This is a genomic window from Falsiroseomonas ponticola, assembly GCF_016805305.1.
Classification (GTDB): Bacteria; Pseudomonadota; Alphaproteobacteria; order Acetobacterales; family Acetobacteraceae; genus Falsiroseomonas; species Falsiroseomonas ponticola.
Genome location: NZ_JAERQN010000022.1, coordinates 1 through 13,768 on the forward strand (window position 1 = coordinate 1; position 13,768 = coordinate 13,768).

General features: G+C 71.9%; 16 protein-coding genes. All 16 read left to right on the plus strand.

What is annotated here, in order from left to right; all coding sequences use genetic code 11:
* Positions 1-652: DUF3489 domain-containing protein (locus JJI54_RS32525; RefSeq protein WP_226382278.1), on the plus strand; the 652-nt coding region annotated here is incomplete at its 5' end.
* A gap of 90 nt (positions 653-742) precedes the next feature.
* The gene (locus tag JJI54_RS30985) at positions 743-1,258 is read left to right on the plus strand and encodes a MerR family transcriptional regulator (RefSeq protein ID WP_203077294.1); all 516 of its coding nucleotides are present in this window, start codon (positions 743-745) and stop codon (positions 1,256-1,258) included.
* A 25-nt stretch (positions 1,259-1,283) separates the two neighbouring features.
* Positions 1,284-3,176 (plus strand): phage terminase large subunit family protein, encoded by a 1,893-nt coding sequence (locus tag JJI54_RS30990; RefSeq protein ID WP_203077295.1) that lies wholly within the window; start codon positions 1,284-1,286, stop codon positions 3,174-3,176.
* 12 nt (positions 3,177-3,188) lie between these two features.
* A complete protein-coding gene (locus tag JJI54_RS30995) occupies positions 3,189-4,643 on the plus strand; it encodes a hypothetical protein (protein ID WP_203077296.1) in 1,455 nt (484 codons plus the stop codon).
* Positions 4,643-4,879: a phage head-tail joining protein gene (locus JJI54_RS31000; protein WP_203077297.1), complete on the plus strand. Its 237-nt coding sequence runs from the start codon at positions 4,643-4,645 to the stop codon at positions 4,877-4,879. The genes JJI54_RS30995 and JJI54_RS31000 overlap by 1 nt, the downstream gene beginning before the upstream one ends.
* A complete protein-coding gene (locus tag JJI54_RS31005) occupies positions 4,879-6,354 on the plus strand; it encodes a phage portal protein (RefSeq protein WP_203077298.1) in 1,476 nt (491 codons plus the stop codon). The genes JJI54_RS31000 and JJI54_RS31005 overlap by 1 nt, the downstream gene beginning before the upstream one ends.
* A gap of 3 nt (positions 6,355-6,357) precedes the next feature.
* Complete coding sequence (locus tag JJI54_RS31010) at positions 6,358-8,454, plus strand: prohead protease/major capsid protein fusion protein (protein ID WP_203077299.1); 2,097 nt, start codon at positions 6,358-6,360, stop codon at positions 8,452-8,454.
* Positions 8,455-8,537: 83 nt separating this feature from the next.
* Entirely contained in the window at positions 8,538-8,885 is a 348-nt protein-coding gene (locus JJI54_RS31015) for a DUF2190 family protein (protein WP_203077300.1), read from the plus strand.
* Between the two features lie 2 nt (positions 8,886-8,887).
* Positions 8,888-9,289 (plus strand): M15 family metallopeptidase, encoded by a 402-nt coding sequence (locus JJI54_RS32530; protein ID WP_318987617.1) that lies wholly within the window; start codon positions 8,888-8,890, stop codon positions 9,287-9,289.
* On the plus strand, positions 9,286-9,492 hold the full coding sequence (locus JJI54_RS31025) for a hypothetical protein (RefSeq protein WP_203077301.1): 207 nt from the start codon (positions 9,286-9,288) through the stop codon (positions 9,490-9,492). The genes JJI54_RS32530 and JJI54_RS31025 overlap by 4 nt, the downstream gene beginning before the upstream one ends.
* The gene (locus JJI54_RS31030; RefSeq protein WP_203077302.1) at positions 9,489-9,755 is read left to right on the plus strand and encodes a head-tail joining protein; all 267 of its coding nucleotides are present in this window, start codon (positions 9,489-9,491) and stop codon (positions 9,753-9,755) included. Before JJI54_RS31025 ends, JJI54_RS31030 begins: the two co-directional genes overlap by 4 nt.
* A complete protein-coding gene (locus JJI54_RS31035; RefSeq protein WP_456305622.1) occupies positions 9,752-10,087 on the plus strand; it encodes a head-tail joining protein in 336 nt (111 codons plus the stop codon). The genes JJI54_RS31030 and JJI54_RS31035 overlap by 4 nt, the downstream gene beginning before the upstream one ends.
* Positions 10,084-10,542: a hypothetical protein gene (locus JJI54_RS31040; RefSeq protein ID WP_203077304.1), complete on the plus strand. Its 459-nt coding sequence runs from the start codon at positions 10,084-10,086 to the stop codon at positions 10,540-10,542. Before JJI54_RS31035 ends, JJI54_RS31040 begins: the two co-directional genes overlap by 4 nt.
* A gap of 28 nt (positions 10,543-10,570) precedes the next feature.
* A complete protein-coding gene (locus JJI54_RS31045) occupies positions 10,571-11,737 on the plus strand; it encodes a hypothetical protein (RefSeq protein ID WP_203077305.1) in 1,167 nt (388 codons plus the stop codon).
* Between the two features lie 11 nt (positions 11,738-11,748).
* Positions 11,749-12,339: a hypothetical protein gene (locus JJI54_RS31050; RefSeq protein WP_203077306.1), complete on the plus strand. Its 591-nt coding sequence runs from the start codon at positions 11,749-11,751 to the stop codon at positions 12,337-12,339.
* Positions 12,340-12,859: 520 nt separating this feature from the next.
* Positions 12,860-13,726 (plus strand): hypothetical protein, encoded by an 867-nt coding sequence (locus tag JJI54_RS31055; protein ID WP_203077307.1) that lies wholly within the window; start codon positions 12,860-12,862, stop codon positions 13,724-13,726.
* Positions 13,727-13,768 lie beyond the last annotated feature (42 nt).

Consider the following 13,768-nt stretch of genomic DNA (forward strand, 5'->3'; position numbering starts at 1 on the left):
GATCGTGGCGCGCATCACCGACGAGGGGCTCCGCGCCATCGGCATCGACCCGAACGCGGGCGACGCGGCGGAGGAGGACGAGCAGAGCGCCGAGGCCATCGCCCGCCGCAACGCCGAGCGCCGGGCTGCCGCGAACGCCGCCGCGACGCTGGCCGACACGGCGCCCACGGACGCGGAGGGACCGGCGCCGCAGGGTGAGGACGCCCCGGCGCCGGAAGCCGCCCAGGCCGCGCCCACGCCCGCCCCGCGCGCGAGCCTGCGCGACGCCGCGCAGCGGGTCCTCGACGCCTGGGACGACGAGGGCAATCGCACGGGCGACATGATCGGTGCCCTGGACGCGCCGATGGAGGCCCTGCGCGCCCTGCTGGCCGGCAAGCCCGCCCGCGTCGCTCGCGAGCCCGGCGCGCCGCGCAAGCCGCGCGAGGGCACGAAGCAGGAGCAGGTGCTGGCTATGCTGCGCCGGCCCGAGGGGGCGACGGTCGGGCAGATCGCCGAGGCCACCGGCTGGGCGGCGCACACGGTCCGCGGGTTCTTCGCGGGCCTGAAGAAGCGCCAGGGGATCGAGGTCCAGGTGCTGGAGCGGGTCCGCCAGGTCGGCCCGAACAAGGAGGGCGCCCGCGGCTCCTACACGGTCTACCACCTGCCGGCCTGACACCCGGGCCGGACGGGTCGAGGGCCCGCCGCCGGCAGGTAGCGGGCCCTTGCTCGTGATGAGCGTCACGTGCGGCGGGAGGTCGCCGCCATGCCGGAACTGACCGCCTCCACACGTGAGGCCGCACGGCGCCTCGGCGTCAGCGACACCGCCATCCACAAGGCCGAACGCGCTGGCCGCATAGCCCGCGAGCCGGACGGCAGCTGGGACATCGACAAGACCCGTCGCCGCCTGGTGGAGACCGCCGACCCGGTGCGGTCGCCGCTCGCCAATGGTGCCGGCGCTGAGGGCACGCCGTTCGCCCGGCTGAAGGTTGCACAGCTCGCGCTCAAGGTGGAGGCGCAGCGCCTCTCGCTGGACGAGACCAAGCGGCGCCTGCTCGACGTCACCGAGGCCAATGCCGCGCTGGATGAGATCGGCAGCACGATGCGCGACGCGCTGCTGAACTGGCCTGCCCGCGTCGCCGGCCTGATCGCCGCCGAGATCAGCGTCGACCCGCATCTGCTGCAGACCATCCTGCAGAGCCACATCAACGACCTGCTGACGGAGGCGGCCGATCGCTTCGATCCAGCAGGCCTCGGAGGGGACCGGGCTCCGCAGCCGTGAGCATGTGCGCCGGCGTGTCGGCGCCATGCTCCGGCCGCCGCCGCAGCTCACCGTGTCGGAATGGGCCGAGCGCCACCGCATGCTCGGCAGTCGCGCCTCGGCCGAACCGGGCCCCTGGCGGACCAGCCGCACGCCCTACTTGAAGGACGTGATGGACGCGCTCTCGGCCGTGCATCCCGCCCGGCGCGTCGTGTTCATGAAGGGCGCCCAAGTCGGCGCGACCGAGAGCGGCAATAACTGGCTCGGTTACATCATGCACCACGTGCCGGCGCCGGCGCTCGCGGTGCAGCCGACCGTGGAGCTGGCCAAGCGCTTCTCGCGCCAGCGCATCGACCCTCTGCTGGAGGAAACGCCTGCGCTGCGGGAACGTGTCGCGCCGGCGCGCGCGCGCGACAGCGGCAACACCATGCTGTCGAAAGAATTCCCCGGCGGCATCCTGGTGCTGACGGGCGCGAACAGCGCGGTCGGGTTGCGCTCGATGACAGCGCGGTTCCTGTTCCTCGATGAGGTGGATGCCTATCCCGGCGATGTTGCCGGCGAGGGTGATCCAATCGCGCTGGCCGAGGCGCGGGCACGCACCTTCGGCTGGCGGCGCAAGGCGTTCCTGGTCAGCACGCCGACCATCGCCGGCCGCAGCCGGATCGAGCGCGAGTATCTGGCCAGCGACCAGCGCCGGTTCTTCGTGCCGTGCATGGCGTGCGGCGAGATGCAGTGGCTGCGCTTCGAGCGGCTGCTCTGGGACAAGGGCGCGCCGGAGACGGCGCGGTATCACTGCATCGCCTGCGACCACCCGATGCAGGAGCACGACAAGACCGCCATGCTGGGCGGAGGCGAATGGCGCGCGACAGCGGAAGGCCAGGACCCGCACACCATCGGCTTCCACATCTCGGCACTCTACTCGCCGGTGGGCTGGCTCTCCTGGGCGCAGATCGCCCGCGATTGGGAGGCGGCGCAGGGCAAGCCCGAGGACATCAAGACCTTCAAGAACACGGTGCTGGGCGAGACCTGGCAGGAGCAGGGCGAGGCACCGGATTGGGAGCGCCTGGTCGAGCGCCGCGAGGATTTCCGGATGGGCGTCGTGCCTGCGGGCGCGCTGGTGCTCACCGCCGGCGTCGACGTGCAGGACGATCGCCTGGAATGCGATGTGTGGGGCTGGGCGGAAGGCTTCACCTCCTGGCTCGTCGACCACGTGGTGATCCCCGGCAGCCCGCGCGACCGGGAGTCGTGGGATGAACTCGCTCGCGTGCTGGCGCGGGACTGGCCGCGTCAGGGCGGTGGCGCCATGCGTATCGCCCGGCTCTGCGTCGACACCGGCGGCCGCGACACGGCGGCGGTCTATGGCCATCTGCGGCGCCTTCGGGATCCGCGGATCGCGCCGACGAAGGGGATCGACGGCTGGAACCGGGCGCAGCCGGTCCAGGGCCCGACGCCCGTGGATGCGCTGGTCAACGGCCAGAAGCTGCGGCGTGGCCTCAAGCTGTGGACGGTGTCGGTCTCCACCTGGAAGGCCGATCTCTATCGCCGGCTCTGGCTCGGCCGCGGTGACGCGGAGGAGCTGCCGCCCGGCTGGGTGCATCTGCCGCGGGCGATTGAGGTCGAATGGATCAAGCAGCTGGTCGCCGAGCAGCTGCGCACCACCAAGGACCGGCGCGGCTTCGCCCGGCAGGAATGGGCCAAGCTGCGCGAGCGGAACGAGGCGCTCGACTGCGCGGTGCTGGCCCGCGCGGCGCTCTGGCTGCTCGGCGCGGACCGCTACGGCGAGCACTTCTGGTCACGGCTGCGCGACGAGGCGGCCGACGCACCGCTGACCGCACCACCACCCGTCCCGGTGCCGACTGCTCCTTCGTCCGGCGCCGCGCCGGCCGACACCACGCGCCCACGCTCCTGGCTCGCCCCGCGCGGCGGCTGGCTGCGCTGATCGGAGTTCCCGATGTCCATGCTGCCCTACGACCAGGACTGGGGCGCGGTCCCGGTCGGCTTTCCGGCCGAGCTGCTCGACCCCTCCGGCCGCCTCAAGATCGGCCGCGGCCAGAACGTCTACGACGTCGACTTCGAGTATGGCCTGCAGACGCTGCGCTGGGAGAACTTCACCAACGGCAGTGCCGCCATCGGCCACCGCCCCATCGAGGGCGGCGTGCGCATGGACGTGACCGCCGCCGGCGACGTCGCCATCCGCCAGTCCAAGCCCTACTTCCGCTACCAGCCCAGCAAGGGCCTCTACGCCTCCGCCGCCGTGCTGTTCGGCGCGCCGGCCACCGGCATCACCCGCCGGGTCGGGATGTTCGACAGCGACAACGGCGTGTTCTTCGAGCAGGACAGCACCGGCCTTTGGGCGGTGCGCCGGACCAACACCGGCAACGGCGTGGTCGACACCCGGGTCGCCCAGCGCGACTGGACGCTGGACGCGCTCGGCGGCACCGGGCGGTCCGGGCGGACCATCGACCCGACCCGCATCCAAATGGCGGTGATCGACTACGCCTGGTACGGCGCCGGCCGCGCCCGGCTCGGCTTCATCGTGTCGGGCAAGCTTATCTGGTGCCACGCCTTCGACGGCGCCAACGTCGCCGGCCAGACGCTGCCCTGGTGCCGCACGGGCAACCTGCCGTGCCGCTACGAGATCCGCCGCGCCTCCGGCACCGGCCTGCTGTCCTTCTGGCACTGGGGCGTCTCGGTGGTGGTGGAGGGCGGCTTCGACGAGCAGCGCGGCTTTACCTTCCCGCACGCCAACCCCGCCCGCGTCGCCGTCACGACGCGCCGGCCCATCCTGGCCTCCCGCATCCGACCGCTCGGCGTCATCGAGACCAGCGGCACCGCGACGGCCGGCGCGGCAGGTTCGGTCACCGCCTCCGGCTGGACGGTCAACCAATGGCGCGGCCGATACGTGCTGCTGACGGGCGGCACCGGCGCCGGCCAGATGGCCCGGGTCACGACCAATACGACCACGGTGCTGACCTGCGACAACCCGTTGACGCTCGGCGCCGCGCCCTTCAGCCCGGCGCCGGCGGCCGGCACCACCTTCCAGATCGGCCTGCCCGGGCGCGGCCAGCTCGTGCCGCAGCAGCTGATCATCAGCAGCGACGCCGCGGCCTATTTCGAGTTGGTCCTGAACGGCACGCTCGCCACGCCGGCCTGGACGGACCTCGGCGGCGCCAGCCTCTCGCAGCAGGACACCACCGCCGCGACCATAACCGGCGGCCAGGTGGTCTTCGCCTGCTACACCCCGGCCGGTGGCCAGGGCGTGCAGACCTTCGACCTGCGGCAGATCCAGGCGCTCGGCACGAGCATCCTCGGCAGCACGCCCGACACGCTCAGCCTGGTGGCGACCAGCCTCGGCGGCACCGCGAACGTCGCCGCCTCTATCCTCTACACCGAGGCGATGTCCTGATGGACCCGGCCGTCCTCGCCTGGGCGCTGGCGCAGCCGGCGAGCAGCCGCGCCGCCGTGCTGGCTGCCGCCTTCACAGGCGGCACGACACGCGTGACCTTTGACGGGCGCACGGTGGAGTACCGCTCGCTCGATGAGCTCGGCCGCGCCTTGGCCGTGCTCCGCGGGGCAGAGATGGCGGCGGCGCGTCGTCCCGGCGTGACCTTCGCCAGCTTCTCCCGCGGGGGAAGCAGGTGATGGGGCGGATCCGTGATGCCTGGAACGCGCTGCGCGGCTATGCCGCGGCGCAGGACAGCCGCGCCTCGAGTTGGGCGGCGTCGGGCAGCAGCGCGACGGCCGAAGTCGGCGCGGCCGCCCCCACCGTCGCGCGGCGGGCCCGCGATGCCGTCCGCAACGACCCCTACGCCGCCCGCATCATCGACCTCTGGACCGGCAACGCGGTCGGCGCCGGCATCACCACCCGCTGGCCGGACAAGGCCCATGCCGAGGCCTGGCGTCGCTGGTCGGAAGGCACGGCCTGCGATGCCGAGGCGACCCTCGATCTCTACGGCATCCAGGCGCTGGCGATGCGCGCCGTCGTGGAGAGCGGGGAGTGCTTCGTGCGCCTGCTGCCCACTGTGCCGACGCCGGCCAACCCGGTCGGGCTACGGCTGCAGGTGCTGGAAGCCGACCATCTCGACACGGCCCGCAACGGGATGGTCGCGGGCACGCCGACGCTGCAGGGCATCACGCTCGGCGAGGCCGGGGAGCCGATCGCCTACTGGCTCCATCGCGTGCATCCTGGCACCTCCTGGCTGCTGCCTTCAGGCGGGCGCCTGACCAGCGAGCCGGTCGCGGCGACCGACGTGCTGCACATCTACCGCAAGCGCCGCCCGGGCCAGCTGCGGGACGTGTCGTGGTTGGCCCCGGTGCTGACCCGGCTGCGCGACCTCGGCGACTACGAGGGCGCGCTGCTCATGAAGGCCAAGATCGAGGCCTGCCTCGCCGCGGTGGTCTCCGAAGAGGGCGACGAGGCGCTGACGGGCGCGGCGTCGGGCCTGCTGCGGGACGCGCAGGGCCGCACGGTGGAGAGCTTCGAGCCGGGGATGATCCTCTACCGGCGCGGCATGGGCTCGGTGGAGGTGGTGAACCCGAGCGGGGGTGGCAGCCATGCCGCCTTCGCCCGTCGGGCCCTCGAAGCCGCCGCCGTGGGCGCCGGGCTGACCTACGACCAGGTCTCCGGCGATCTGACCCAGGCCAACTACTCCAGCCTACGCGCCGGCAAGATCGAGTTCCGCCGCCTCTGCGAGCAGGTGCAATACGGGATGCTGATCCCGATGCTGGTGCGGCCCATCGCCGAACGCTTCCACGCCCAGGGTGCGCTGCTCGGGCTGTGGGGGTCCGAGATGCCCGACGGCGTCAGCCACGTCCCGCCGGCGCACGAGATGATCGACCCGCTGAAGGACACCACGGCGCTGATCGCCCAGGTGCGCGCCGGCTTCGTGCCGCAGCCCGAGGCCGCCGGCGCCTTCGGCTACGACTTCCGCCAAGCGGTGGAGATGATCCGCGAGGCGAACGCCCTGCTCGACGATGCCGGGCTGTCGCTCGATACCGATCCTCGTCGCGTCGCCAAGAGCGGCGCCGCGCAGGACGCGGCGCAGATGGCGGCGGTCGAGATCGCGGCGACGGGTGCGGCCGCCCCGCCGCGGCCGGACACACCCCAGCAAGGCTGATCCATGACCGAACCGATTGACCCGGGCGGGGGCGACCCCGCGCCGGAGCCCGCTGCTGCGCCCGATCGACCCGCTCCGGCCGTGCCGGTTCCCGCCGATGGGCAATCGATCGTGGCCCAGCGCGCCGTCGCGGCGCCCGCCACCGTCGACCGCGCCGCCCGCACCGTCGAGGTCGTCTGGTCCACCGGCGCCCGCGCCCGCAACTTCGTGCCCGCCCTCGGCCTGATCACCGAGGAGCTCGACATGGCGCCCACCGCGGTGCGCATGGACGCGCTGCGCTCCGGCAATGCGCCGGTGCTGAACACCCACCGCAGCCTGGATGCGCGCGACGTGCTCGGCCGCGTCATCGCCGCGCGCCTCGAGCGCGGCCGCGGCTACGCCACGCTGCAGTTCAGCGGTGCCGCCGACGTCGAGCCGCTCTGGCAGCGCATCGCTGACGGGACGCTGCGCAGCGTCAGCGTCGGCTATCGCGTGCATCGCTACGAGCCGCGGCCCGATCCGGCCACCGGCGGGACCGTCCACCGCGCGGTGGATTGGGAGCCCTTCGAGATCTCGGTCGTGCCCATCCCCGTGGATGCGGCCGCCGCGGTGCGGAGCGAGGAGCCGCAGGGCACTCCCGCCATCGCCATCGAACCTGCCCTGACCGAGGACCCCATCATGCCCGAGACGACGCCGGCCGAGCCGGCCACCCCGTCGGCGCCGCCTGCCGCGCCGTCGCCCGCAACCCCGACCCAGGAGCCGCCCGTGGCCACCACGCCGCCCATCCCCGCGCCGGAGGCCAGCCGTGCCGCCGACGCCGCCCTCGAGGCCACGCGCGCCGAACGCGCCCGCATTGCCGGGATCGATGCCGCAGTCGAGGCCGCACGGGCCCTGCTGCCGGCCGACCGCATCACCGCGCTCCGCGCCGAGGCGATCGAGCGTGGATGGTCGCCCGACGAGGCCCGCCGCGCCCTCTTCGACGCGCTGGTCACGGCGCCGCGCCCGACCACCATTCCCGCCCAGCCCAGCGGCGGTGGCCAGGACGACCGGGCCGCGCTGCGCGATGCCATGGCCGAGGCGATCGCCGCCCGCGCCATGCCCGGCTACCAGCCGCAGGGGAACGGTCGGCATGCCGAGTTCATGGGCTGGCGCCCCTCCGACATGATCGCCGAGCTGCTCCGCGCCGGCGGCGACCGCAACCCGCCGCGCAACACCACCCTGCTCGCCGAACGCGCCTTCCACACCACCTCCGACTTCCCGGCACTGCTCTCGGCCGCGGCCAACAAGATGCTGCTCGCGGCCTACCAGCCGGCGCAGCCGACCTACCGGCAGATCTTCCTCCGGCGGGACTTCCGGGACTTCAAGCCGCACCGCCACCTGCGCATCGGCGACTTCCCGGTGCTGACGCCGCTCTCCGAGAACGGCGAGATCCAGGCCGGCACCATGTCCGAGAGCCAGGAGCTGGTCTCGCTGGTGACCTTCGCGCGGCGCATCCGCGTCACGCGGCAGATGCTGGTGAACGACGACCTCGGCGCCTTCACCGACTTCGCCAGCATGATCGGCCGGCGCGTCGCCGACTTCGAGAACGCCACCGCCTACGGCCTGCTGAACAGCGCCAACGGCGACGGCCCGACGCTCACCACCGGCGCGGCTGCAGTGTTCGGCACGGCCGCGGCACGGGCCAACAAGGCGGCGGCCGGCACCGCGCTCGACCTGACCAACCTCGCGGTCGGCCGCGCCGCGGTGATGCGCCAGAAGACCCTCGACGGTCTGCCCATCGCGGTGGGCTCCTCTATGCGCCTGCTGGTTGGGCCGAACCAGGAACTCGCCGCGCGGCAGCTGACGGTGAGCGTGGCGGCGACGCAGACCAGCAACGCCAATGTCTACGCCGGCTTCGTGCAGCCGCTGGTCGAGCCGCTGATCCCGGCCAACCGCTGGTACCTCTTCGCGGATCCGGTCTCAGCGCCGGTCTACGTCTACGGCTACCTCAACGGCGCCGAGGGGCCGCAGGTCACCACCGGGCCGGTGTCCGGCGTCGATGGCGTCGAGGTCAGCGTGATCTTCGACTTCGGTGTCGGCGCCATCGACTGGCGCGGCGGCTACTTCAACGCCGGCACCTGATCCTTCCTTCCAGCACCAGCAGCAGGGGCGCCACCGGATGATCCGGTCGGGCGCCCCTGCTGCGTTCAGGAGATCGCATCCCCATGCGCAACTTCATCCAGCCCGGCGACAGCCTGGCGGTCGCTGTTCCCTATGCCGGCGGCGTCACCTCCGGCCAGGGCGTGCTGGTCGGGGCGCTCTTCGGCGTGGCCGCCGTCGACGGCGCGCAGAACGCCGTCATCGAGGCCCAGACCCAGGGCGTCTTCGACATCACCAAGGAACCGGCGCTGGCGATCACCGCCGGCGCCCGCGTCTTCTGGGACAACGCGAATCGCCGCATCACCACCACCGCGGCGGGCAACTTCCAGGTCGGCATCGCGACGCTCGCGGCGCTCGCCGCCGACACCACGGTTCGCGTCTGGCTGAACCGCGTGCCGCCCTCGGGGTCGTGACGGTGCGCTCGCCGCTCCTGGAGCGGGACCGACAGCGCCTCGCCGGCGTGCACGCGGACCTCGTCCGCGTCGTCGAGCGGGCCCGGCTAGCTGTGCCCTTCATCGTGGTCGAGGGCCTCAGGACCAAGGAGCGCCAGGCCAGGCTGGTCGCCATCGGCGCCAGTCGGACGATGAACAGCCGGCACCTCACCGGCCACGCCGTCGACCTCGCCTACTGGCTCGACGACGGCGACGGCGCGCCCGAGGCCGGCGAGGTCCGCTGGGACTGGCCGCTGGCGCACAAAATCGCCGCAGCGATGAAGGCCGCAGCGGCGGAGGAATCCGTCGCCCTGGTCTGGGGCGGCGACTGGAAGACCTTTCCCGACGGCCCGCACTTCGAACTCGATCGGAGGACCTATCCGTGACCTACCTCCTCGCGCGACTGCGCGAGCAGGGCACGCACACCGGCGTCGCCCTGCTCGCCGCCATCGTATTGCTGGCGCATCTCGCCGGTATCGACCTGCGCAACCTCGCCGACAGCGCGGTCGGCATCGCCACCGCGCTCGGCGCGCTCGCCGCGGCCGCCAAGACCGTGCTGCCGGACGCGCCGAAGGAGCCGCCACGGTGAGCGGCTTCGTCGACCTCCTGGCCGATGCCGATCGCGGCACCACAGCCACCTATCGGCCGCAGGGGATCGGAACACAGATCGCGCTGCGGGTCGTATTGGCGGAGCCCGCGGAAGATGAGGACGCTGTGCTGGTCGCCGCGATCGCCACGCTGCCCACCATTGCCGCCGGCGACACCTTCGACGTCGGCGGTGAGGTGCTGACGGTGCTCTCGGTCGAGCAGGATGCCAGCGGCACCGCTTGGCGCCTTGTCTGCGCGCGATGAGCGGGAGCGCCTTCGCCGCGGCCCTTGCCACGTTGCACGCCGACCCGAACATGGGCACCGACGCGGAATGGCGGGCCGCAGCCGGCGGCGCCTGGCGACCGGTGCGCGTGTTGATGTCCGCACCGGCCGACGACGTCGCGAGCCTCGGCGGTCCTGGTGGCCGCGCCCAGGCGCTGGAGGCGACGCTGCGCGCCGCAGAACTCGCGCCCGATACCCCGCGGCGCGGCGACCTGCTGCGCCGGCTTTCCCCGCCGGAGACCTGGAAGGTCGAGGAGGTCGATCCCGACCCGCTCGGCCTCTCCTGGCGCCTCTCCCTGGCGCGCTCGCCATGAGCGGCACGGTCCCGCTGCGCGAGGCCGTGCTCGCTGCCGTCGCCGATCGCTTGGTGACGCAGCTGCCCGACGTCGCCGTCGAGCGGGCCCGCCGTGCGCCCGTCGACACCGACGCCGAGACGCTGCCGCGGCTGGTGGTGCGCGGCGACGACCTCGAGGCGGACGACACCCAGGAGCCCGGCCGCACCCACTATCGCATCGGCTTCGGCGTCTCGGGCTTCGCCGCCGGCGCCACCGACCTCGCGGCCGAGCAGGCGCTCTCGCTCCTGCACGCCCGGACCGTTGCCGCGCTGGCCGGCTGGACGCCTACGACCCCGGGCCTGGGCGACGTCGCCGAGCAGGGCGCGGAGTTCCGCCTCTACGACGCCGAGGATTCCGCGCGTCCAGCCGGCGAGTTCCTCGCCCGCTTCACGATCCTCGCCGTCGGCCCGGCCGGTGGCCCCTGGTCGTCCTGACCACCCTATCCTCTGAAGGAGCCGCGCGATGAGCATCGACCTCGTCCGCATGCGCTTTGCCGCCGTCGCGGCCCGCATCGAGACCACCGGCGGCGTCGACGCCATCGGCGGCACGCCCGCCAACGCCGACTGGCTCGCCGCCGACTGCGAGATCGACTTCGACCCCGTCGTCGTCGAGAACCCCGAGCTCACCGGCTCCCTCGACCGCTCGCCCGCCATCGTCGGCGGCCTCAAGCCGCGCATCCGCCTGCGCATCCCGCTCCGCGGCTCGGGCACCGCCGCGACCGCGCCGGAATGGGGCCGCCTGCTCCGCTGCTGCACCATGGCCGAAGGCATCACCGCTGCCGCGATTGGCGCGCCCACCGCGGCCACCGCCGGCACCACCACCACGCTCACCCTCGCCACGCCCTTCGCGGCCACCGCGCAGCTCTACCGCGGCATGCCGCTGCTGCTCTCGGGCGACCGGACGCTGACCACCGGCATCACGGACTACACCGCCGCCCGCGTCGCCACCCTCGGCGAGACCATGGCAACCGCCGGCACGGTCACCACCCTCGCGCAGATCCCGCCGCACGTGCTCTACAGCCCGACCTCGGACGAGGCGGTCTACCGGACGGCGACGCTCTACTTCTACGCCGATGGGCTGCGCTGGCGCTTCACCGGGGCGGTCGGTACCTGGAGCCTCGAACTCTCCACCGGCGGCATCGGCTTCCTGGTCTTCGAGTTGCGCGCGCAGATGCTCGACAAGGCAGCCGCCGCGCTGCCGACCGGCTGGAACACCGCGATCCGCCCGACGCCACCGCGCTTCGTCGGCGGGCGCTGCCAACTGAACCAGCAGGTCGCCCGCGCCCGGCGCGTCATGCTGGAGGCCGGCGTCAGCGTCACCCTGCCTGACAACCCGGAGGCGACCGAGGGCTACGACCCGGCCGTGCCCGTCGAGCGCGACGCGCGCGGCTCGATCGATCCGCTGATGAACACCACCACCGCGGTCGCACTGTTCAACGCCTTTCGGCAGGGCACGGCGATGTCGCTGATGGCGATCCTCGGCGTGACCGCGGGCAACCGCTTCTGCGTGATCGCGCCGGCCGCGAAGGCCACCGGCATGCGGCCTGGCGAGCGCGACGGCCTCGGCCAGCTCGACATCGCCTTCCAGCTCGACGGGGCGGACAGCCCGCTCTTCCTGGCGCAATTCTGAAGGAGAACCCGATGACCGTCGTCTTCTCGCGGCGCAACGCCGAGTGGTTCGCGCCGCCCGGCGTCGCGAACCGCCGCTACCTGGTCGCGCCGCTGACCTACCGCGAGCGCCAGGCCTTCCGTGCCGATCTGGCGCGCGAGGGCGGGATCTACCCCTCGCACGCGCAGATGCTCGACGCGCTGCGCGCCGCCGTTCGGGAAGCCTCGCCGGACAACGCGGGCGAGCTGCTCGCCGTCATCGACGCCTCGGAGGCGACGCCGGACGATGCCGATGTGCAGGTGCAGCTCGGCACGCTCGAGGCGGCCTGCGCCACGGTGCCGGTCTACGCCGGGCTTCTGGCGGCACGGCAGCGCTACCTCGGCACGCTGCCCTGGGTCGCGGCCCGGCACGCGCTCCGCGGCTGGGAGGGCGACGGCCTGCCGCCGTTCCGCCGAGCGCGCGGCATGGTGCCCGATGACCTGCTCGACGCGCTGCCGCAGGAGGATGTCGAAGCGCTGGGCTGGCGGGCCAGCACCCTCATGCAGCCCGGGCGGGATGCGGAGGGAAACTCCGGGGCGCCCTCGCCGTCGCACGAGATCCCGGCGCCTACGAAGGCGACCTGAGACCTGAGGGCGGCGGCGACTGGCTCGTCGGCGGCGAGCCCTGGGCGGAGAACCCCAGGCTTGCCGTCGCCGAGCCATGGCATGCTTTCGTGCGCCTCTGGGCGGCGTGCCGCGGCGGGATGGGTGGCATCGCACACTGGCCGGATGCCGGCGGTGTCGGCGACCAGGCCGCTTGGGTGGTGGACGGGTTCTCGGCGTTGGGCGGGATCGACGCTGCGCTCGACGCGGAGCAGCGTAGGCTGAACGAGGGGTGAGGCGACCCGGCCGGGACGTCAGCTTGAGGCGCCTACGCCGCTCGCAGACACAGACCCCGAGCGCGAAACATTTACAAGCTAATCGCCGCGTGGCGAAATGGTTGGGAAATTGGAAGCGTGTTTACCGCTTCCAATCTCGCGGAGACTTCCCTCCAGGAGCTTGCCACGGTGATCGTTTGCGCGAACCACGAGCACCAGCAAATCCCTAGTGTTTCCGCAGCATTGCCGCCGAGGCATCAGGACGCCTTCGATTGCAGACCAGGCACATGACGCCGCTTGAAGCCACTCTCCCACGCCGGTCGTACTGCGCGCTCCAGATCCTCAAGCCGATTTTGGCCGCAGCCGGGGTGCCGGAGCCGGACATGCGGCAAATCTATGTCGGACAGCGCTCGATCCGCGAGTTCAGCACCTACGATGGATTGAGCCGCGCCATCCTCGATTTCGACATGCCGGAGACAAGAGCGACCACCATCCTCGACCACTACACGACGGGGACCGGCTTCAAAGGAATTATGTCGAGCGGGCAGTTATGGCTCTCGCCAATCACACTTCGCCTGAATCAAGGCGAGCTCGACACGTTCGCGCTTGAACATGGTCTTCAAGGCTATGTCGATGCCAAAGGTTCGCACAAGCCGGCGCTAGCACAGGCTGCTGCGGATCTGTTCTATCTGTCGTTCACCCAGCCTCAACCAAGTGAGCATCTTTGGGATGTTTTTGGCGAGCGAGGGAACGGCTACCGCCTTCGTTTTGCGGTTACGCCCGGCAGTGCAGGACAGCTTCGGGCAATCCGATACCATGGACAGACCACGCTACTGCGAAAGGTCAACGATGCGCTTGCTAGCGCGGGGCTACCGAGGTTTATCCTGAAGCAGATTTCGCGAGTCGGTGCTTTTTACCTGCCGCTGATGTTGCAGCCAGAGAATGAAACAAGGCTTCTCGCCAAACGTTTTCCTGGCGGGAACGCACCGACGATTAGTGTCGGAAGTCACGACGTTTGGCCGATCACGATAGGTTCTGCAGATAAGACGGCGGAGCTAACGCTGATTGAAGTCGGTATCCGCAGGCAAGATAGAGCGGTTGTGCAAGCGAATCTGCCTGCTTGGTGTCCCACAATTCCAGTGATCACCGATTGATCGGCATGCTGCCAGCATCGGCAGCTAATCGCAGTAGGTGAC

What these genes read in the sequence shown, in the direction of transcription:
- JJI54_RS30995 (WP_203077296.1), top strand. Translation starts at nt 3,189, where the DNA reads ATGTCCATGCTGCCCTACGACCAGGACTGGGGCGCGGTCCCGGTCGGC.
- JJI54_RS31005 (WP_203077298.1), top strand. Translation starts at nt 4,879, where the DNA reads ATGGGGCGGATCCGTGATGCCTGGAACGCGCTGCGCGGCTATGCCGCG.
- JJI54_RS31050 (WP_203077306.1), top strand. Translation starts at nt 11,749, where the DNA reads ATGACCGTCGTCTTCTCGCGGCGCAACGCCGAGTGGTTCGCGCCGCCC.
- JJI54_RS31015 (WP_203077300.1), top strand. Translation starts at nt 8,538, where the DNA reads ATGCGCAACTTCATCCAGCCCGGCGACAGCCTGGCGGTCGCTGTTCCC.
- JJI54_RS31000 (WP_203077297.1), top strand. Translation starts at nt 4,643, where the DNA reads ATGGACCCGGCCGTCCTCGCCTGGGCGCTGGCGCAGCCGGCGAGCAGC.
- JJI54_RS31055 (WP_203077307.1), top strand. Translation starts at nt 12,860, where the DNA reads ATGACGCCGCTTGAAGCCACTCTCCCACGCCGGTCGTACTGCGCGCTC.
- JJI54_RS30985 (WP_203077294.1), top strand. Translation starts at nt 743, where the DNA reads ATGCCGGAACTGACCGCCTCCACACGTGAGGCCGCACGGCGCCTCGGC.
- JJI54_RS31040 (WP_203077304.1), top strand. Translation starts at nt 10,084, where the DNA reads ATGAGCGGCACGGTCCCGCTGCGCGAGGCCGTGCTCGCTGCCGTCGCC.
- JJI54_RS31010 (WP_203077299.1), top strand. Translation starts at nt 6,358, where the DNA reads ATGACCGAACCGATTGACCCGGGCGGGGGCGACCCCGCGCCGGAGCCC.
- JJI54_RS31045 (WP_203077305.1), top strand. Translation starts at nt 10,571, where the DNA reads ATGAGCATCGACCTCGTCCGCATGCGCTTTGCCGCCGTCGCGGCCCGC.
- JJI54_RS30990 (WP_203077295.1), top strand. Translation starts at nt 1,284, where the DNA reads ATGCTCCGGCCGCCGCCGCAGCTCACCGTGTCGGAATGGGCCGAGCGC.
- JJI54_RS31035 (WP_456305622.1), top strand. Translation starts at nt 9,752, where the DNA reads ATGAGCGGGAGCGCCTTCGCCGCGGCCCTTGCCACGTTGCACGCCGAC.